The organism is Arthrobacter sulfonylureivorans, assembly GCF_022637435.1.
Classification (GTDB): Bacteria; Actinomycetota; Actinomycetes; order Actinomycetales; family Micrococcaceae; genus Crystallibacter; species Crystallibacter sulfonylureivorans.
This window is the reverse complement of sequence record NZ_CP093326.1, coordinates 896,472-914,588: the sequence shown is the minus strand read 5'-3', so window position 1 is coordinate 914,588 and position 18,117 is coordinate 896,472. Positions and strand designations below refer to the sequence as shown.

Here is an 18,117-nt window from a genome sequence, read left to right as displayed (position 1 = left end):
CCTAACGGTCGTGGGAGAATAGAACAATGGTGAAGACAAAGGACCAGGAGACAGTCCGCCGCGGTCGCCCGGGCTACGACCAGCAGTCGGTGCTGAACGTCGCCGTCGGCGTCTTCAACAAGCACGGCTACGAGGCCACGTCGATGGGCATCCTTGCCGAGAACCTGGGTATCTCCAAGAGCGCCATCTACCACCATGTTCCGTCCAAGGGCGACCTGCTGCGGCTGGCCCTTGAAGAAGCGCTGGGCAGCCTGGAAGCCGTCTTGGAAAACCCGTCGGCTTCCGTCGGCCGGGCCGACGCGCGGCTGGAGTTCGTGCTGCGCGGAACGGTTCAGGTCCTGTGCGACAAACTCCCGTACGTCACCCTGCTGCTGCGCCTGCGCGGCAACACCGAGATCGAGCGTGACGCGCTGGAGCGCCGCCGCACGTTCGACCATACCGTCGCCGAGTTGGTGGATGCCGCCCGCACGGAAGGGTCCCTCCGCGGAGACATCGACCCGCGGATCACTGCGCGGCTGCTCTTCGGCACCATCAACTCCATCGTCGAATGGTACAAACCGGGCGGACCGCTGACGCCGCAGAAGCTCGCCGACGACCTGATCGCCATGATGTTCGACGGCCTCCACCTGCCCGCTGCCGCCCGCGTGATCGCCTGACTCAAGCCGCCCTGCCCCATCGCGGCGGCTGGCCCGATGGATCCGCCGCAGGCTCTCCCAACGGGCCCGACGTTCCTGCTGAATTCCCGGTCCGCGCCTGCTAGGCTGGCGTCAACCAGTCGGCGTTATGGGGACGTGATCGATATGGATGGGGTGTCCTGGTGGGTGCCGGCGCTGAATATGGCGCTCACGATTGCGGCCATTGTTTTGTTCTCCTACCGCGTGCCTTGGGCCTGGCTGCTGCCGGTGACCACCACGGCCGTCTTGCTGGCCACCGGTATCCCCAATGGACGCTTGAACACCAGCACCGTCTTCGTGCTGGCCGCCGCCCTCTACGGCCTGTGGAAGTGGACCCAGTACCGGCGCGAAGGCATCCACGTGCCACTCCGCTCGGCGCACGGCCGTGAGTGGGGAATCGGAGCCGGCCTGTTGCTGCTGTTGTACCTCCTAAACGCGTTCGCCGGGGTGACGCCGGTAGCCGAGATCGGCCCGGTGTATCTGTTCAACGCGCTGTTGGCCGCGCTTCCAGCGGTCATGTACCTGGGCTTCGCGCACGGGATCACGCAGTCTTGGTGGCTGGGGGTGGCGCTCTCGCTGGCCACCATGTTCCTCTCCACCATCCAGAACGCACCGGTGTGGTTCTCGCTGTATGGCGCGATCGCGGCCGGACTTCAAGTCTTCGGTTACCTGACCTGGCAGCACGCGATGCGGCGGCCGATGCGGAGCAAACATCGACTGGCGCCAGCCCATCCCGGCCGTCCAGCCACACCCGGCACCGGCGCCCCGGGCCGGACCGCGTAACCAGCCCATGTAAAGGCCGGCATCATGGACTGGATCATGGCGTTGAAGGTCCCGGACGGTTCTGCCGGCGCGCTGGTTTCCGTGGGCCACCTGCAGGCACTGGTCGGGCTGCTCGCGGTCTTCCTGTTCGGGCTCCGCACCCGCTGGGCCTGGCCCGTGCTGCTGGTCCAGCAGGCGATGGTCTTCCTGCTGCTCATCATCCCGAATTTCGACGGCGGCGCCGCCTTCTTCGTTAACGCCTCTATTGCCGTGGCGCTCTTGCTGCCCTGCTACGGTGCATGGCGCTGGCGGGCCGCGGCCTTGCCCGTTGCCCCGGGTGACCCCGGCGCCGCTTTGGCCGCGGTGCAGATCCGCCGGGCAACCGGCCGACAATGGGGTGCCGCCCTGCTGGTGCTGCCAGCTGCCACCTTGTTGTTCATGGCCAGCGACGTCCAAGCGGGCTTTCCCATGGAAGGCGGCTTGATGACCGTCCTGGTGCTGCAGGCGCTGTACGCAGCCGTGGTCGTGGTGGTGTATCTGGGCCTGGCCCACCGCATCTATGAGGCGTGGTGGTTGTGGCTGGCCTTCGCCGTGGTGCAACTGGCCACGTCGCTGGTGTTTCCCAGTCCGCCGACCTCCCAACTACTGAACGGCGCCACCGTGTTGCTGGTGCTGTTCGCGTTCTGGCGCTGGCACACCGTGGTCTACTACCCGCCGGTCCCCGGAGCCGAAGCCGCCGGGGACGCGGCAGGAGGAGCTCCGGCTACTTCTCCACCAGCGTGAGCACGTCGTAGGTCGCCACGATCTCGTCATTCTGGTTGGTCAGCACCGCGTCCCAGGCGACCTCGCCGTACTCGTCCGTCTCCCGCGGCGTGATCCGCTTGGCGGTGAGCGTGACGCGGATCGAGTCCCCGGCGGCCACCGGCGTGATGAAGCGCAGGTTCTCCAGGCCATAATTGGCCAGCACGGGTCCCGGCGCGGGTTCAACGAACAGCCCGGCGCCCCAGGCGAGCAGCAAGTAGCCATGCGCCACAATGCCGGGGAAGAACGGGTTGGCGGCCGCAGCTTCCTGGTTGGTGTGCGCGTAGAACGTGTCGCCGGTTTCGTTGGCGAACGCCGTGATGTCCTCCAACGTGACCTGGCGCAGTTCAGAGCGCAGCGCATCGCCGATCTTCAGCTTGGCCAGGCTCTTGCGGAACGGGTGGACGTCGTCGAAATTCTGGTCGGCGCCGGTGTGCCACACACCGGTCACCGCAGTGAGCATGTTCGGCGACCCTTGGACGGCGGTGCGCTGCATGTGGTGCAGCACGGAGCGGATGCCGCCCAATTCCTCGCCGCCGCCGGCGCGGCCGGGACCGCCATGAACCAGGTGGGGCACCGGCGAACCGTGTCCGGTGGACGTCTTGGCGTCCTCGCGGTTGAGGACCAGTACGCGGCCGTGGTGGGCGGCGATGCCGGTCACCAGCACGCGCGCGGCTTCCGGGTCATTCGTTGCCACGGTCGCTACCAGCGAGCCCGCGCCCATGGCAGCCAGCCGGACTGCGTCGGCCAAATCCTCGTAGCCGATCACGGAGGACACCGGCCCAAAGGCTTCGAGCGAATGCACGGCCTCGGCTTCCGCGTCAGCCCAGGTCACCAGCACCGGGGACATGAAGGCCCCTTCAGAGTCGCCCACGGTCCCGTCGGCGCGGGTGACCTGCGGCGCGTCGAGCGTGCCGTAAGCCAGTTCGCCACCGGCGTCGACCATGGCCTGGACCGCGGCGCGGACGTCGTTGAGCTGCTCCAGCGAGGCCAGCGCGCCCATGGTCACGCCCTCGGCCCGCGGGTCTCCGACCACAACGCGCTGCTCGATCCGGGCACGGACGGCATCGGCAACATCCTGGATGCGGTCCTTGGGAACGATGGCCCGGCGGATGGAGGTGCACTTCTGGCCGGCCTTGGCGGTCATTTCGGTGACCAGCGACTTGATGTACGCGTCGAACTCCGGGGTGCCCGGCACCGCATCGGGGCCGAGGATCGCCGCGTTGAGCGAATCCGCCTCGGCGGTGAAGCGGATGCCGCCCTGCGCGACGTTCGGGTGGGACTTCAGCAGGTTCGCGGTGGAGGCGGACCCGGTGAATGCCACGGCGTCGCGGTAGTCCAGATGATCCAGCAGGTCACGGGCAGAACCGGAGATCAGCTGGAGCGAACCGGCCGGCAGGATGTTGGACTCGATGATCAATTTCACCGCAGCGGCGGCGACGTAGCCGGTGGGAGTGGCCGGCTTGACGATGGTCGGCACACCGGCAATGAAGGCCGGGGCGAGCTTTTCCAGCATGCCCCACACCGGGAAGTTGAAGGCGTTGATCTGCACGGCCACGCCCGGAATGCGGGTGTAGATATGCTGGCCCATAAACGAGCCGTCCTTGGCCAGGACCTCTGCCGGGCCGTCCACCACGATCTGCGAGTTCGGCAGTTCGCGCCGGCCCTTGGAACCGAAAGTGAACAGCACGCCGATCCCGCCATCGATGTCGATCATGTTGTCGATCTTGGTGGCGCCGGTGCGGTGCGAGACTTCATACAGCACTTCGCGCCGTGCGTTCAGGTACTGGGCCAGCTCCTTGAGCTTGAGCGCGCGCTGGTGGAACGTGAGCCTGCCCAGTGAGGCTTGACCGACCGTGCGGCCGTGTTCGACGGCGGCAGCCAGGTCCAGCCCATCGGTGCTAACCCGGGCCAGCAGATCGCCGGTGCTGGCATCGCGGACCTCGGTGCCGGAGACATCACCGGCGGGCGTCCACCAGGCATCCTGGATGTAGCTGGGAACAATCTCGACATCAACGGCGGTAGAGGTCATCGTTGACAGCCCTTTCTCTTCCCGGGCCGGACGCTGAAAAGCGGATGCCCGACGGGAACTTAAAATACTGAACGGTCGGTCGGTAACGTACCTAGCCTACATGACCGTGCTGCCGCGCACAGCCCCCAGCCCATGGCGCTGGCCAGGCTTGCCGTGCATCAGCTTGCAATCCATCAGCGTGCCGGGCCGTCAGCCGGCCATCCGGGCGCGGAGCGCTTCGACGTCACTTCGGGCCAGGCCGTGGCGCAGCAGAAACGGTTCCACCTCAAGCTGGGACAACACCTGCAGCAGCGACCCGCGCATGTCGGCCACCCGCACTTCCAGTTCGTCGCCGCTGATGTAGCTCTCCACCGGATGCCGGTAGGGGCTGATCCGATGCCAGTCATTGATGCCGCGGATACCCAGCTCATGGGCATCCGCGATCTGCCCGGCGGGAACTCCGGCGAGCTGCAATAGCATCATGGAGACCATTCCCGTGCGGTCCCGCCCGGCGGAGCAATGGACGACGACGGCGCCCTCCGCGTGCGCCAGCGTGCGGAAAACCTCGGCGATCAGTTGCGGGAAGATCCGCACGTTGTCCAGATAGAAGCGAGGGTGGTTCATGTACGGCGCATTGGCCGCGAGTTCCGGGTGGCCGGGCTCTTCGGTGGGCCGGTTCAGCACGGTGAACTTTTCCAGCGCCGCCGGCGGAACCACGGGATCCGTCGGACGGCGCGAACGTTCACCTGGGTTCCGCAGATCCACAATGGTGCGCACCCCGTCGTCGTACGCCTGCTGCCAGCCGGCGGCCGTCAGCCATTCCGCCCGACCCATCCGGAAAATATCCCCCGCCACGAGGCGGGCGTTGACCGCACCCTCCCAGTCGACGGCATCGGAAGCCGCGGTGCCCCGCTCCGGTACCAGTGCGGCGTCGCCGACCTCCGGCGCGCCGGAGCCAGTAGCACCGGAGCCGGCGGGGTGGGAATCCTTGGCCCGGCCGCTCACGGTCTGCGCTCCTTGTCCACCCGTTTTCGCAGCCGGGCCTTGACGTCCGGCCACTCGGAGTCCAAGACGGAGTAGACCACGGTGTCGCGGATCCGTCCGTCGGGCATCTTGGTATGCCTGCGCAGCACGCCGTCCTGCCGGGCGCCGAGCCGTTCGATGGCGTCACGGGACTGGCGGTTCAGCCGGTCCGTGCGGAACTCCACCGCACAGCAGCCGAGCGTTTCGAAGGCATGCCCCATCAGCTGCAGCTTGCTGTCCGGGTTGGTGCCGGTGCCCTGCGCGCTGGCACGGTTCCAGGTGTAGCCGATCTCCACCCGCGGCGCGGCTTCGTCGATGTGGCAGAAGCTGGTCATGCCCAGCACCGTGTTGTCGGAGAGCCGGCGGACGGTGAAGGGGAGCATCCGTCCGTGGTCCTGGAGTTCCAGCCGCCGCCGGATCTCCAGTTCCATGGTGAGCGGCGACGGGATCTGCGTGTACCAGAGCCTCCACAGTTCGCCGTCGCGCACCGCGTCCTGGAGCTCAGGCAGGTGCCGCACGCGCAGGGGCTGCAGCTTCACCAGGCTTCCGGTCAGCGTCAGCGGTTCGAACAGAGCCATCCCAGCAGCCTACAACCGCACCCCCGCTGAGACGCTGCCCCGGCTACTTCTCCCAGTCGAAGAAACCCTTGCCGGACTTGCGGCCGAGCTCCCCGCGGGCCACCTTGTCCCGCAGGATCTGCGGCGGAGCAAACCGGTCCCCGAGCGTGGAATGCAGGTACTCGGCGATGCCCAAGCGGACGTCCAGCCCCACGATGTCGGTGGTCTTAAGCGGGCCCACCGGGTGCTTATAGCCCAGCACCATGGCGGCGTCGATATCCTCCGCTGACGCCACGCCTTCTTCCACCATCCGCATGGCTTCCAGCGCAATGGCCACGCCCAGCCGCGAGGAGGCGAAGCCCGGCGCGTCATTCACGACGACGGCGGTCTTCTTCAGTGCCTCGACCCAGCTTCGGGAGGCGGCGGCGAGCTCTTCCGAAGTCTTCGGAGCCAGCACCACTTCCACCAGCTGCGACGCCGGCACCGGATTGAAGAAATGCAGGCCGCAGAAGTTCGCCGGCCGCTGCAGTTGGTCGGCCAGCTTGGTGATGGACAGCGAGGACGTGTTCGTCGCCAGCCACGCGGTCGGCGAAAGCTGGGCTTCCACGGCTTTCAGCGCGGTGGACTTAAGCTCGAAATCCTCCGGCACGGCCTCCACCACCAGGCCGCAGGTGGCGAACGATCCGTAGTCGACGGACACGGACAGCCGGGATGTCAGCGCATCCAGCGACTCGTCGGTGGTGCCGCGCTCCACGCTCTTGGCCAACGCGCCGGCCACCCGCTCGTGCGCGGCCTGGGCCGCGGCGTCGTCACGCTCCACCACGACGACGTCGGCACCTGCGGTCAGGAACGCGTGGGCAATGCCGGCGCCCATGCGGCCGCCGCCGAGGACACCTACGTTGTTGGGAATGCTCTGCACAGGATTCATCTCGCTCACTTGGATTCGTTCTGCTTCGCTGCACTACGGGCGGCACTCTTGGCAGCGTTCTTATCTAAGAAAGTCTGCATCCGGTCGAATTTGGCCTGGGACTCAAACAGAATGCCCTGGGCCACGGTGTCGATCACCGGGTGCGCTTCACGCGGGGTGTGGAACACGGTCTTGGTGAGGCGGACGGCCAGCGGGTCTTGCTTGCCGATCCGGTCCGCCAGCGCATGCGCGGCCTCGATCAGGTTGGCGGACTCGTGGATTTCGGTGACCAGTCGGGCCGCCAGCGCTTCGTCGGCGTCCAGGATGCGGCCGGCCAGCAGGATCTCCTTGGCCAGCGGCTCCCCCACCAGTTCCTTCAGGCGCCAGGTGGCTCCGGCCGCGGCCATGATGCCCAGGCCGGTTTCGGGCTGGCCGATCTTCACCGACGGCGTGGCGATGCGGAAGTCGGCGGCGTAGGCCAGTTCCGCTCCCCCGCCGAGGGCGAAGCCGTCGAGCGCGGCGATGACCGGCAGCGGCAGCCGTGCGATGCGGTGGAAAACGGTGGAGTTGATGCCCGCCAGCGCGTCGTCGCGGCGCCGTTCACGCAGCTGGGAGATATCCGCGCCGGAGGCGAAGATCCCCTTGCCGTTGACCTCGGTGCCGGACAGGATCAGGATCCGCGGTTCGCGCTCCAGCACGGCGCAGACGGAGTGCAGTTCGTCCACCATGGCCTGGTCGATGGCGTTGCGGACTTCCGGCCTGTTCAACGTCACGTGGACGCGATCATCCCGCTCATCCACGCGCAGCGTACTGAAGGAGTAGTCGGCGAAGAGCATCAGACCCGCTCGACGATCATCGACGTGCCCTGGCCGACCCCCACACACATGGTGGCCAGGCCGCGCTGTGCGCCTTCGCGCTCCATCCGGCCCAGCAGGGTCACCACCAGACGGGAGCCGCTGGAACCGAGCGGGTGCCCCAAAGCGATGGCACCGCCGTCGTTGTTCACGATGCCCTGGTCCAGCTTCAGGTCACGCAGCACCGCGAGCGACTGGGTGGCGAACGCTTCGTTGAGCTCCACCGCGCCCAGGTCATCGATGCTCCAGCCTGCGCGGTCCAGCACCTTCCGGGTGGCGGGCACCGGGCCGATGCCCATGATTTCAGGGGCGACGCCGGCCGAGGCGCCGTCGACAATGCGGGCGCGGGGTGTGAGGCCGAACCTGTTGACCGCGGCCTCGGACGCAATCACGATCGCCGAGGCGCCGTCGTTGAGCGAACTGGAGTTGCCCGCGGTGACCACGCCGTCCGGCTTGATGATGGGCCGGAGTCCGGCAAGAACCTCCAGCGTGGTCCCGGGCCGGGGTCCCTCATCGGTGTCGACGACGGTGTCGCCCTTCCGTCCCTTGACCGTCACCGGGACGATTTCCTCCTTGAGCCGGCCCGCCTCGATGGCTGCGATGGCGCGCTCGTGCGACTGGACCGCGAACGCGTCGGCGTCCTCGCGGGAAATGCCGTACACGTCGGCCACTTCCTCGGCGGTCTGCGGCATGGAGTAGGTCATCTTGCCGCCGCGACTGAGGTCGCCCTTGGCGAAACGCTGGTTGACGAAGCGCCAGCCGATGGAGGTATCGAAAATTTCGCCCGGCTTGGCGAAGGCCTTGGCCGGCTTCTCCTGGACCCACGGGGCCCGGCTCATCGATTCCACGCCGCCGGCGATGACGATGTCTGCCGCGCCGGCCTTGATCATGTGCGAGGCCTGGATGATGGCGCTCAGGCCGGAGGCACACAGGCGGTTGACCGTGATGCCGGGAACCTGGTCGGCGTAGCCGGCCAGCAGCCAAGCCATCCGGGCCACGTTGCGGTTTTCCTCACCCGCGCCGTTGGCGTTGCCGAGAATGACTTCCTCGACCGCATCCGGATCGATGCCGGCCCGGTTGACGGCCTCCTTGACGACCAGCGCCGCCAGATCGTCGGGACGGACTGCGGACAGTGCGCCTCCGTAGCGGCCAACCGGGGTCCGCGCCCCGCCAATCAGGAATGCCTCAGCCATAGAAATAATCCCTCGCTTGATCGATCAACGATGACGGTGAGCGGCCGCTCCGGCTGCCTGACAGCAAAAATTACCGACCGACCGTTCTATAAAGAATCCCACGCCGCTCTGGGCCGGTCAACTGGTGTGACGGCCAGGGGCGAAGTTACAGCTGCACGGCGGCAGAGCCCGGCAGCTAAACCAGGCGGCCATACTCTTCCACCAGCTCCTCGATGGGCCGGCCGGGCGCCAGGCCGACGGGGTTGCCATCTAGCAACGCCCCCAACTGCTCAAAGCACTGATGCCAGCCGGCGGCCACCCTCGCCGCCCACGCGGGGTCTTGCAGTGAATTCGCCAGGGACAGCGTGCCGCCTCCCCGTTCCGCCGACTCCACCGTCCATCGCAGGACTTCTTGGTCCCAGCTAAACGCCAGGGTCCGCCCCGGCACCACCTCCAGCACCTGGCCGGCATCCGGGTCTTCGCCGGGAAACAGGAACTGGATGGTGCCGCCGATCCTGAGGTCCAGCCTGACACCGCAGGGGAACCAGGCCGAAAGCTCGTCGTCCTCGGTGAGCGCGCGCCACAGCCGGTTGGCGCCGTGGTCGAATTGTTGGCGGATCAGCAGTACCGGCTGCCCGGGTCCGCTGCGGTCCACGCTAACCTGGGGGTCAATGCCGCCGGACATGGTCTCCTCCTGATCCAGCATCACGCTGCGGCTTGGTCCCGGCCCTCGGCCTTGGCCGCGATCTCTTCCAGATCCCTGGCCATCTGCTTGCGCGTGATACCCATTGCGAGCTTCCCGAACAGCGCCAGCATCACCTTGGCGAAAGCGCCGGGGCTCTCCATCTCGGCGCCGAAGAACATGCTGAGCCGGGTGCCGTCGCCTGCCGGCGCGAGTGTGAACCGGGTGGTGTAGGCGGCGCCGTTCGACTTCGCCTTGACCGTGGTGGAGGTCGGCGCATCCATGTCCGCCACCCACATCTCCTCGGTGGCTTCCTTGCCCATCATCTTCCGGGTCTCACGCCACCGGTAGCCCTCGGCGTAGTCGCCGGGCGTCAGGATCTCCACGCGGGATATGGAGCTCAGTGTCCGGGCGGAACCAGGGATGTCGGTGAGGACGCGCCAGACGGCTTCGGCCGGCGCGTTGACGTGCTGGACTAGTTCAAGGTGATGGCCCACTGTGGCTCTTTCGGCAGGAGACGTTGGTCTGCCAACAGCCTAGTGGAGAGCCTGTGGGTCTTAGAGCAGCCGCGAGTCAAGGGTGGCGGACCGGCGGCGCGGAAGCGGCCCATCATGCGACGGCTGGCCGACTGAGGACCCTTGCTGTCCGCGTCCCCCTACCGCCTGCGAGCCGGAGCCTTTACGCTCTACGCCATGACGTACAACATCCAGATGGCGGTTGATTGCAAGGACGCGCACGCCCAGGCCGATTGGTGGGCGGAAACGCTGGGTTGGGCGGTGGAACCCACAGACCAGGACTTCATCACCAGCATGATCGAGCAAGGGTTCGCCACCGACGCCGACACGATCGTCCACAACAACGTTCGCGTGTGGAAAGACGGAGCGGCAATCTGCCCCCCGGATCAGGTAGAGAGCAAAGCGAGGCAGCGGATCCTCTTCCAGCCGGTTCCGGAGTCCAAGTCGGTCAAGAACCGGATCCACTGGGACGTCCGTTTGGCCGGGGAAGACAAGGACGAGGTCCGGGCACGGCTGGAAGCCCGTGGTGCCACCTTCTTGTACTCGGAGTCGCAGGGCCCGCACGGCTGGCACACGATGGCCGACCCGGAAGGCAACGAGTTCTGCATCTCCTAGAGGCTGCGGGCCAGCGAGAGGCCCCAGAGGTAAATCCCCCGGGGCCCCGCGCGGCGACAAACACGTAGCGATCAGTGGCGCTTGCCGCCCCTCACATCATCTTCGGCCTCGACCTCTTCCTTGCGCACGTCCGTGGAAACGGTCTCCTGGTCGGTGACGGTATCTTTATCGAGCCGGACGCGTTCAACCGGGACAGTTTCCTTGTCCACCACCGGCTTTTCCGCGTGCAGGGTCACTTCGTGCTCAGCCTCGCTGAGCTCTGGACCGGAGAGCGCCTCGCCACGGTTGGCGTCAGTAATCGGTTCCCGCTCAAGGCGCACCTCTTCACGCTGAATGGGGACCGTGCGGGTGACATTCTCGGTGACGACGTACTTGCGCAGCCTGGCCTTTCCGACTTCCTGGGATTCGGTGCCCACCCGCACCCGCTCCTCCGAACGGGTCATAGCGTCGTCGGCCCCTGCCCGGGAGGTGTCATAGTCCGTTCCGTGCCTGCCGGCGGTTTCGTCCGTTCCGTGCCTGCCGGCGGTTTCGCGGGAGGTGTCCCTGTCCGCAATGCCGGTGGTACCAACGGTGCCAGTGGTCCCGGCGGTTCCGGTGGTCCCGGCCGTTCCGGTGCGGGTAGTGCCGCCGTCTCCGCTGTAGCCTGCATTGCCTGCATTGCCTGCATTGCCTGCATTGCCTGCATTGCCTGCGGCCAAGCCGTAGTGACGGTAGAGGCGATCCTCCTCTGACTCGTCCAGATGTCCCTCCGGGTCCACGCGCGGGGCGTCCTTGATTTGGTCCTTGGTGTAGGGCACGCGGAGGTCCCCGCCCTCGGTGGTGGCATTGTCAAGCGGGACGAAGCTTTCGGACATGCCGAACAGGCCGGTCTTGACCGTTGCCCAACTCGGCTCATCGGTCCGGTCGTCGAGGTAGAGTTCCCCGAGCGATCCGATCTTGCTTCCTTCGGAATCGATCACATTGGCGCTGCTGCCGACCAGACGGTCGATTTTATCCTTGGCGATCATTTCATCTCCTTATTGGTTCCACCTGCCACGGCTTGACCGGGGCGCGGACGCTCCGCCGGCACGGGTGTGCTGCCGGGCGCGATGATGGTTTTGGATGCTTCTGCCGTCCCCCGCTCGAACGGGTAGAGGCGGTCAGATCGGTAGGCCGTCGGGCTGGGTTCACATTCCCCCAGCGGGTTCAGCCCCCGAGCTGTCAGGAGGGCCGGAAGGCCGTTTTACGCCGACCCCTGGTTCTGTTCCACTGTTGGCCGGAAGGTTGCTTACACTGTAAGCAAAGCATGCTTAGCATTCACCTGCAACCCCTGTCGGCCAAAAATTATCGTGCTGAAACCACCTCCAGCCGACGGTCTACGCTGTGCTGTCTTGCCAGACCTCGCCCGCTGCCTTGGCGTGGTGTGGTGGGCGTCTGGGGCGGCACCGCCGAACTGAAATCACCGCCGGATTCCCGGGCATGGGACCCGCAAAAGATCCTCGCAACCGCAACGATAAACTCGAAGGGTGACTTCCGAGACCCCTACCCCAGCCAGCACCACCTCCGCCAGCAGCACCGGCCAGGCGCAGCCTGACCTTCCGGAGAAGGTTTCCGACCTCTTCGACCCCCAGCGCTGGCGCGTCGTGGAAGGCTTCGACTTCCAAGACATGACCTACCACCGCCAGGTGGAGCGCGACGCCGACGGCACCGTGGTCCGCGACCTGCCCGCCGTTCGCATCGCGTTCAACCGGCCAGAGGTGCGCAACGCGTTCCGCCCCGGCACTGTCGACGAGCTCTACCGGGCGATGGACCATGCACGGATGACACCGGACGTCGCCACCGTGCTGCTGACCGGCAACGGCCCCTCCGCCAAGGACGGCGGCCACTCGTTCTGCTCCGGCGGCGACCAGCGCATCCGCGGCCGCGACGGGTATCGCTACCCGGTAGAAAACGCCGCCGGGGAATCCGCAGAATTTATCGATCCGGCCCGCGCCGGCCGGCTGCACATTCTGGAAGTCCAGCGGCTGATGCGCACCATGCCCAAGGTGGTCATCGCCGTCGTCAACGGCTGGGCAGCCGGCGGCGGCCACTCGCTGCACGTGGTCTCCGACCTGACCATCGCCTCCCGACAGCACGGCAAATTCAAGCAGACCGATGCCACCGTGGGCAGCTTCGACGCGGGCTACGGCTCCGCCTTGCTGGCCCGGCAGATCGGCCAGAAGGCGGCGCGGGAGATTTTCTTCCTGGCCCGCGAATACTCCGCGGAGGACATGGTCCGCATGGGTGCGGTCAACGAGGCGGTCGACCATGAGCGTCTCGAAGAGGTGGCGCTGGAGTACGCCGCGGACATCGCGCGGCAATCGCCGCAGGCCATCCGGATGCTCAAGTTCGCCTTCAACCTGGCCGACGACGGGCTGGCCGGCCAGCAGGTCTTCGCCGGTGAAGCCACCCGACTGGCGTATATGACGGACGAGGCCGTCGAAGGCAAGGAGGCGTTCCTGGCCAAGCGCGACCCGGACTGGTCTTCGTTCCCCTACTACTTCTAAGGCGGCCGGGATGGACATCGATCCGGCCCTGTCCGCGCTGACGGCAGCGCTGGGCGGCGAGGGCCCCGCCGTCGAAATCGCGGCCGATGGTACCCCGCTGCCGGTGACTTCCCCCGGGCTGGCGCCGGATACCGCCGCGATTGTCCGGACCTCGGGTTCCACCGGCACACCCAAGGCCACCATGCTGGGGATCGACGCGCTGGCCGCGTCGTCAATGGGCACTGCGCTGCGGCTGGGCGGCGAGGGGCAGTGGCTGCTGACGCTGGCACCAAACTACGTCGCCGGCCTGCAGGTGCTGGTCCGATCGCTCTACGCCGGCACCCGGCCTTGGGCCATGGACATGTCCCACGGTTTCACCGCACAGGCCTTCACCGACGCCGCCTCCGCGCTGACCGACCGGTTCCGCATCACCTCGCTGGTGCCTACTCAACTGCATCGGCTGCTCACCGCCTCGGCGCCGGACACGGTCAAGGCGCTGCGCCGCTTCGACGCGATCCTGCTGGGCGGGGCCCGGATGCCGGCGGCGCTGCGGACGGAAGCGGCCAAGCATTCCCTGAAGATCGTGCGCACCTACGGGATGAGCGAGACCTGCGGCGGCTGCGTGTACGACGGCGTGCCGCTTCAGGGCGTCAGGCTGCAGCTCCAGGAGGGCCGGGTGCTGATCGGCGGCGACGTGGTGGCCGGCGGCTACCTGGGGAATCCGGAGCTGACGGCAGCGCACTTCAGCGAGTCCGGCGGCACCCGGTGGTTCCGCACCGAAGACCTGGGTGAGGTCGACGACGCCGGTACGCTCACCGTGAGCGGGCGCGCGGACGACGTGCTGATCACCGGCGGCGTCAAGGTATCTGCGGCTGCCGTGGCCGAGGCAATTGAAGGGCTCCCGGAGGTGCGGACGGCATTGGTGGCCGGAATCGCGGATCCGGAGTGGGGCACCAAGGTGTGCGCCGCCGTCGTCGGTTCCGCCACCGTGGATCAGATCCGGGCGCGCGTCCGCGCGGCCTTGGGGAGCCCGGCCGTCCCGCGCCACGTTGTGCACCTGGACGCGCTGCCGCTGCTGTCCAACGGGAAACCGGACCGCTTGGCCGTGGCCGATATGCTGCGCCGGTCAGCGGCGGAGGCCGTGCCGCACGGCGACGGGCAGCGTGGCACGGAACCGCCGCAACCGTGACATCCGGCACTCCTGCTCCGCCAGCTGCACGGCCCACCGGCCCCCATGGGCGAGAATAGAACCTTGCTGCGGATGCCCGCAGCCCATGATGTACAAGTCCCCCACAGGTAAGGATCTTCCACAGTGGCTACAGCCGGGCAATGGCTCGAAGGGGCGCGGCCCCGAACGCTTCCGATGTCGATCGCGCCGGTGATCATCGGCAGCGCGGCCGCCTACGAACTGGGTTCCTTCCAGCCGCTGCTTGCCGTACTGGCCGCGCTGGTCGCGACCCTGTTCCAGGTGGGGGTGAACTACGCGAACGACTATTCGGACGGGGTCCGCGGCACCGACGACGTGCGCGTCGGCCCATTGCGGCTGACCGGCTCCGGGCTGGCCACGCCGCAAGCTGTCAAGGCTGCCGCGTTCGGCAGCTTCGGGCTGGCCATGGTGGCCGGGCTTGCGCTGATCATCCTGTCCCAGACCTGGCCGCTGCTGCTGGTGGGCGTGGGCTGCGTGATCGCGGCCTGGGGATATACCGGCGGCAACAACCCTTACGGCTACCGTGGGCTGGGCGAAGTCTACGTGTTCCTGTTCTTCGGCATCGTCGCCACCATGGGAACCACCTACACCCAGGCCCTGCAGGTCAGCTGGCAGTCCTTCATCGGCGCGGTCGGTACCGGGTTGATTGCCACGGCCTTGCTGATGGCCAACAACGTCCGCGACATCCCCACTGACCGCGAGGTGGGGAAAATGACGCTGGCGGTCCGCATGGGCGACGAAGCTGCGCGCATCAGCTACGTCATGATGCTGGCGGTAGCCATCCTGCTGCCGCTGCTTCTGGTCTACGACTACCCGTGGATCCTGCTGGTCCTGCTGCTGGTCCCGGCCTGCCTCACGCCGAGCTGGCTGATGCTCAAGGGCAAAAAGCGCGAGAGCCTGATTCCGGTGCTGAAGCAGACCGGGCTAATCAACCTGGGGTTCGCCGTGGCCTTCGGCCTGGGCCTGGTGCTCAGCGAGATCATGTAGGCAGCTGCCGCGGGCGCACGCCCGCGGTCAACGCCGCGAGCCGGAACCGGACCGGCTGCCGGTACGGGTCAGCGCGGCTGGTCCTCGGGCCGGGGTTCGTTCGGCTGATGTTGTGCCGGTTGCTGCGGTGCCGGCTTGGGCTTGCGGTCGGAATCCACCCGCAACTCGCCGTGCTGTTCGACCGCGGAGTCCTCGGCCAAGGCATCGGAGATCTCCGTGGAGGTCCGCGGTGCCGTCACGCCCTTATTGAAACGGCTGGCGAGTGCCCTCCCGGCTTCGTCCCTCATCTTGCGGAAGAACAGGTAGGTAATGCACCAGCCCATGACCGCGGCCGCTAAGGCGGAGTAGACGATGCCCAGCCTCAGGAACAGGCAAATAACAAAGATGACGGCCATGATGCCGAGCCGCAGGGCGCTGAATTTCCAAAAAGCCACGCCTCAAGTTTACGCTGCCCGCGAGATCACCCGGACAGTCCAAGGTTTCCGCAGTCCGCAGCGCAGCGCTCACCTACAATTAAGTCATGGTCCGTCTCTATGTCCTGCTCGCGGTACTGGCTCTATCGGTGGTGATCTATGCCCTGATCGAGTGCATCCGGTCCAGGTCCCATGAGGTGCGCAGTATCTCCAAACCGGGATGGATCCTCACCATCATCTTGGTCCCGCTGATCGGGGCCCTGATGTGGTTCATGTGGGGCCGCCCGCGCGCGGCGGGCCGGCAAACCCAGCAAGCGCCCCGCCCGGCGGCTCCGGACGATGACATTGCCTTCCTGCGCACGCTCGATGCCAAGCGCCGCGCCAAACAGCGCGAAGAGGAATTGCACCGGCGTGAGCAGGAGCTGAAGAAAACCGAGGACCCGCAGCACGGGAACAAGGACAAGCCCGCCACCCATGACGGCCGGCACTTGAGCGAAGACGACCCGGACAACGGTCCGCACTAATCAGGCTCTTCGCGGTTCGTGCTGAATTGACCTGCTGAAAGGTGTTCACGCTGCGACTCTCGCGGCGCAGGTGGGCAGCGCTCAGTTCGGTCGGTCAACGGCGCACCCGATAGCGCAGGTGAAGCACCCGGTTGCCCTGAATCACCACGTCAGGATCCTCCAACAGGTGCTGCGCCTGGACCGAACCGAAGTAGCGCTTGCCGGACCCGAACACAACGGGTACGACGTCCATGCGCACCTCGTCGATCAGGCCCGCGGCAAGCACCTGGCTACCGACGTCGCCAGCAGCGACCTCGACCAGGCGGTCACCCGCAAGCTCCTGCGCCTTGGCCACGGCTGCCTCGACGCCGTCGACGAAGTGAAACGGCGCCTCGGGGTCCCAGCCCTCAGGCTCCGGCCGGTGCGTCACGACGACCACGTGGTCGACCCCGCCCGGAGGCTTCCCGTCCCAACCATCCGTCATGTCGAAGACGTGGCGGCCCACGACGGTCGCCCCGATCTGGTCCCAGTACGGCCGGGTGTAATCGTAGGACGTCTGCGACACCTTCAACTCACCGCTCTCGTCCAACGGCACGTCGCCGCTGGTCAACCAGTCGAACAGGGGTCCGGGTTGGTCGTTCTCGTCCGCGATGAAGCCGTCCACCGACACCGAGCTATACATGACCACCTGGCCCATGGGACTCTCCTTTGCTTTGGGGTGTCCCCAGATTAGCGTCGAAGAGCGGCTCATCGCCGCTGATGCCCCCCGGTTTTCGAAGAAGGCCCGCAGCTCTGAGTAAATCCAGAGCTGCGGGCCTTCTTTCCTTACGGAGACGGGAACGGTTTCCTTCGGCGAGGCCCGCCCCGGTTGTGTTCTAGACTCCGGCGTAGCTGTGCAGGCCGGCGAAGAAGACGTTGACAATCGTGAAGTTGAAGACCACGCAGAGGTAGCCCACGATCGACAGCCAGGCCGCGCGGGTGCCGGTCCAGCCACGGGTGGCGCGCGCGTGCAGGTAGCCGGCGTAGACCACCCAGATCACGAACGTCCAGACTTCCTTGGTATCCCAGCCCCAGTAACGACCCCAGGCCTCTTCGGCCCAGATGGCGCCGAGCACCAAGGTGAAGGTCCACAAAACAAACGAGACCGCGTTGATCCGGTAGGCGGCGTTCTCCAGCGTCAGTGCGGAGGGGACCAGCCGCATGAAGCCCAGCTTGTCCGCCTTGCCGGCGCGGCCGCGGGCCTCGCGGTTACCCTGGATCAGCTGCAGCACGGACATGGCGAAGGTCAGCGTGAACAGCGCGGACGCCAGCACCGCCACCGAGACGTGGATGATGATCCAGTAGCTCTGCAGAGCGGGAATCAGGTGGGCCACCGGCGTCGGGAATCCAATGGTGGCAGCGATCAGCATGATCACCACAAGGCCGATAACGAACGAGCCGAGGAACCGCAAATCCTTCCGGGTCAGGGCAATCAGGTAGACCACCGCCACCATCAGCGCGCCCGTGGTGCAAAATTCGTACATGTTGCCCCACGGCACCCGGTGCGCGGCCATCCCCCGGGTCACCACGCCAGCGGCCAGGATGACGGTTGCCAGCACGGTGAGGGCCACACCGATTCGCGCGGCGGCGCGGCGTTCCTTGCCGTAGTTCATCGAGTCCGGGGCCATTTCGACCGCGTGCGCCTGATTGCCTGTGCCGCCACCGCTGCCGCCTGCGGCGGACCCTGACGTGGCTCCGGCCGCGCCGACCAGCACTGCCGAGTCCGCCGTGGCGTGCTCGGCGGCCAGGCGGTCTTCGACCGCCTGGATGGTCTTGCTGGATTTCGCCAAATCCCAGCAGAAGGCAATGAAGGCGACGGTGAACGCCATCGCACCGAGCAAGATAAACAGCTCGCTGTACTGGGCCAATGTTTGGTCAATCGTGCGCATGG

Annotated in this window: 20 protein-coding genes; 8 read left to right on the top strand and 12 right to left on the bottom strand. The window is 66.8% G+C overall.

What is annotated here, in order from left to right; translation table 11 throughout:
- Positions 1–26 precede the first annotated feature (26 nt).
- The 3 genes from MNQ99_RS04435 to MNQ99_RS04425 all read left to right on the top strand — a co-directional run bounded on the left by MNQ99_RS04435 (position 27) and on the right by MNQ99_RS04425 (position 2,219).
- Complete coding sequence (locus MNQ99_RS04435) at positions 27–656, top strand: TetR/AcrR family transcriptional regulator (RefSeq protein ID WP_127512866.1); 630 nt, start codon at positions 27–29, stop codon at positions 654–656.
- A gap of 135 nt (positions 657–791) precedes the next feature.
- The gene (locus tag MNQ99_RS04430) at positions 792–1,457 is read left to right on the top strand and encodes a nicotinamide mononucleotide transporter (protein WP_241914589.1); all 666 of its coding nucleotides are present in this window, start codon (positions 792–794) and stop codon (positions 1,455–1,457) included.
- Positions 1,458–1,481: 24 nt separating this feature from the next.
- Positions 1,482–2,219, top strand: coding sequence for a nicotinamide mononucleotide transporter (locus MNQ99_RS04425; protein ID WP_241914588.1), 738 nt, complete (start codon positions 1,482–1,484; stop codon positions 2,217–2,219).
- Here MNQ99_RS04425 and paaZ read toward each other — a convergent pair.
- The 8 genes from paaZ to MNQ99_RS04385 all read right to left on the bottom strand — a co-directional run bounded on the left by paaZ (position 2,200) and on the right by MNQ99_RS04385 (position 9,940).
- Positions 2,200–4,269, bottom strand: a complete 2,070-nt coding sequence (gene paaZ, locus MNQ99_RS04420) for a phenylacetic acid degradation bifunctional protein PaaZ (protein ID WP_241914587.1) — start codon at positions 4,267–4,269, stop codon at positions 2,200–2,202. The two genes, MNQ99_RS04425 and paaZ, sit on opposite strands and share 20 nt — an antisense overlap.
- A 189-nt stretch (positions 4,270–4,458) precedes the next feature.
- Positions 4,459–5,253, bottom strand: a complete 795-nt coding sequence (locus tag MNQ99_RS04415; RefSeq protein ID WP_241914586.1) for a tyrosine-protein phosphatase — start codon at positions 5,251–5,253, stop codon at positions 4,459–4,461.
- Entirely contained in the window at positions 5,250–5,849 is a 600-nt protein-coding gene (locus tag MNQ99_RS04410) for a GNAT family N-acetyltransferase (RefSeq protein ID WP_241914585.1), read from the bottom strand. The genes MNQ99_RS04415 and MNQ99_RS04410 overlap by 4 nt, the downstream gene beginning before the upstream one ends.
- Positions 5,850–5,892: 43 nt before the next feature.
- Entirely contained in the window at positions 5,893–6,756 is an 864-nt protein-coding gene (locus MNQ99_RS04405) for a 3-hydroxyacyl-CoA dehydrogenase family protein (RefSeq protein ID WP_241915268.1), read from the bottom strand.
- Between the two features lie 5 nt (positions 6,757–6,761).
- Positions 6,762–7,571 (bottom strand): enoyl-CoA hydratase/isomerase family protein, encoded by an 810-nt coding sequence (locus MNQ99_RS04400; RefSeq protein ID WP_241914584.1) that lies wholly within the window; start codon positions 7,569–7,571, stop codon positions 6,762–6,764.
- The gene (locus tag MNQ99_RS04395) at positions 7,571–8,782 is read right to left on the bottom strand and encodes a thiolase family protein (protein WP_241914583.1); all 1,212 of its coding nucleotides are present in this window, start codon (positions 8,780–8,782) and stop codon (positions 7,571–7,573) included. Before MNQ99_RS04395 ends, MNQ99_RS04400 begins: the two co-directional genes overlap by 1 nt.
- A 175-nt stretch (positions 8,783–8,957) precedes the next feature.
- Positions 8,958–9,446, bottom strand: coding sequence for an SRPBCC domain-containing protein (locus MNQ99_RS04390; protein WP_241914582.1), 489 nt, complete (start codon positions 9,444–9,446; stop codon positions 8,958–8,960).
- Positions 9,447–9,466: 20 nt separating this feature from the next.
- Positions 9,467–9,940, bottom strand: coding sequence for an SRPBCC family protein (locus MNQ99_RS04385; protein WP_241914581.1), 474 nt, complete (start codon positions 9,938–9,940; stop codon positions 9,467–9,469).
- Between the two features lie 195 nt (positions 9,941–10,135).
- Between MNQ99_RS04385 and MNQ99_RS04380 the strand changes: the two genes are divergently transcribed.
- Positions 10,136–10,573 (top strand): VOC family protein, encoded by a 438-nt coding sequence (locus tag MNQ99_RS04380; RefSeq protein WP_241914580.1) that lies wholly within the window; start codon positions 10,136–10,138, stop codon positions 10,571–10,573.
- Between the two features lie 71 nt (positions 10,574–10,644).
- On the opposite strand, the gene MNQ99_RS04375 is transcribed toward MNQ99_RS04380, so the two are convergent.
- A complete protein-coding gene (locus tag MNQ99_RS04375; protein ID WP_241914579.1) occupies positions 10,645–11,580 on the bottom strand; it encodes a DUF2382 domain-containing protein in 936 nt (311 codons plus the stop codon).
- A 615-nt stretch (positions 11,581–12,195) separates the two neighbouring features.
- Between MNQ99_RS04375 and MNQ99_RS04370 the strand changes: the two genes are divergently transcribed.
- The 3 genes from MNQ99_RS04370 (at position 12,196) to MNQ99_RS04360 (ending at position 15,271) form a co-directional block, all read left to right on the top strand.
- Positions 12,196–13,098 carry a 1,4-dihydroxy-2-naphthoyl-CoA synthase gene (locus MNQ99_RS04370; protein WP_241915267.1) on the top strand — a complete coding sequence of 301 codons (903 nt, stop codon included), beginning with the start codon at positions 12,196–12,198 and terminating at the stop codon, positions 13,096–13,098.
- A 10-nt stretch (positions 13,099–13,108) separates the two neighbouring features.
- Complete coding sequence (locus tag MNQ99_RS04365; RefSeq protein WP_241914578.1) at positions 13,109–14,266, top strand: AMP-binding protein; 1,158 nt, start codon at positions 13,109–13,111, stop codon at positions 14,264–14,266.
- 123 nt (positions 14,267–14,389) lie between these two features.
- A complete protein-coding gene (locus MNQ99_RS04360) occupies positions 14,390–15,271 on the top strand; it encodes a 1,4-dihydroxy-2-naphthoate polyprenyltransferase (RefSeq protein WP_241914577.1) in 882 nt (293 codons plus the stop codon).
- Between the two features lie 68 nt (positions 15,272–15,339).
- On the opposite strand, the gene MNQ99_RS04355 is transcribed toward MNQ99_RS04360, so the two are convergent.
- Complete coding sequence (locus MNQ99_RS04355; RefSeq protein ID WP_127512882.1) at positions 15,340–15,705, bottom strand: DUF4229 domain-containing protein; 366 nt, start codon at positions 15,703–15,705, stop codon at positions 15,340–15,342.
- An 86-nt stretch (positions 15,706–15,791) separates the two neighbouring features.
- Here MNQ99_RS04355 and MNQ99_RS04350 point away from each other — a divergent pair, with 86 nt between their 5' ends.
- A complete protein-coding gene (locus tag MNQ99_RS04350) occupies positions 15,792–16,208 on the top strand; it encodes a PLD nuclease N-terminal domain-containing protein (protein ID WP_241914576.1) in 417 nt (138 codons plus the stop codon).
- 94 nt (positions 16,209–16,302) lie between these two features.
- Here MNQ99_RS04350 and MNQ99_RS04345 read toward each other — a convergent pair whose 3' ends face one another.
- Together MNQ99_RS04345 and ccsB are read right to left on the bottom strand one after the other, a co-directional pair.
- Complete coding sequence (locus MNQ99_RS04345; RefSeq protein ID WP_241914575.1) at positions 16,303–16,884, bottom strand: dihydrofolate reductase family protein; 582 nt, start codon at positions 16,882–16,884, stop codon at positions 16,303–16,305.
- Between the two features lie 178 nt (positions 16,885–17,062).
- Entirely contained in the window at positions 17,063–18,115 is a 1,053-nt protein-coding gene (gene ccsB, locus MNQ99_RS04340) for a c-type cytochrome biogenesis protein CcsB (protein WP_241914574.1), read from the bottom strand.
- Positions 18,116–18,117: the final 2 nt, after the last annotated feature.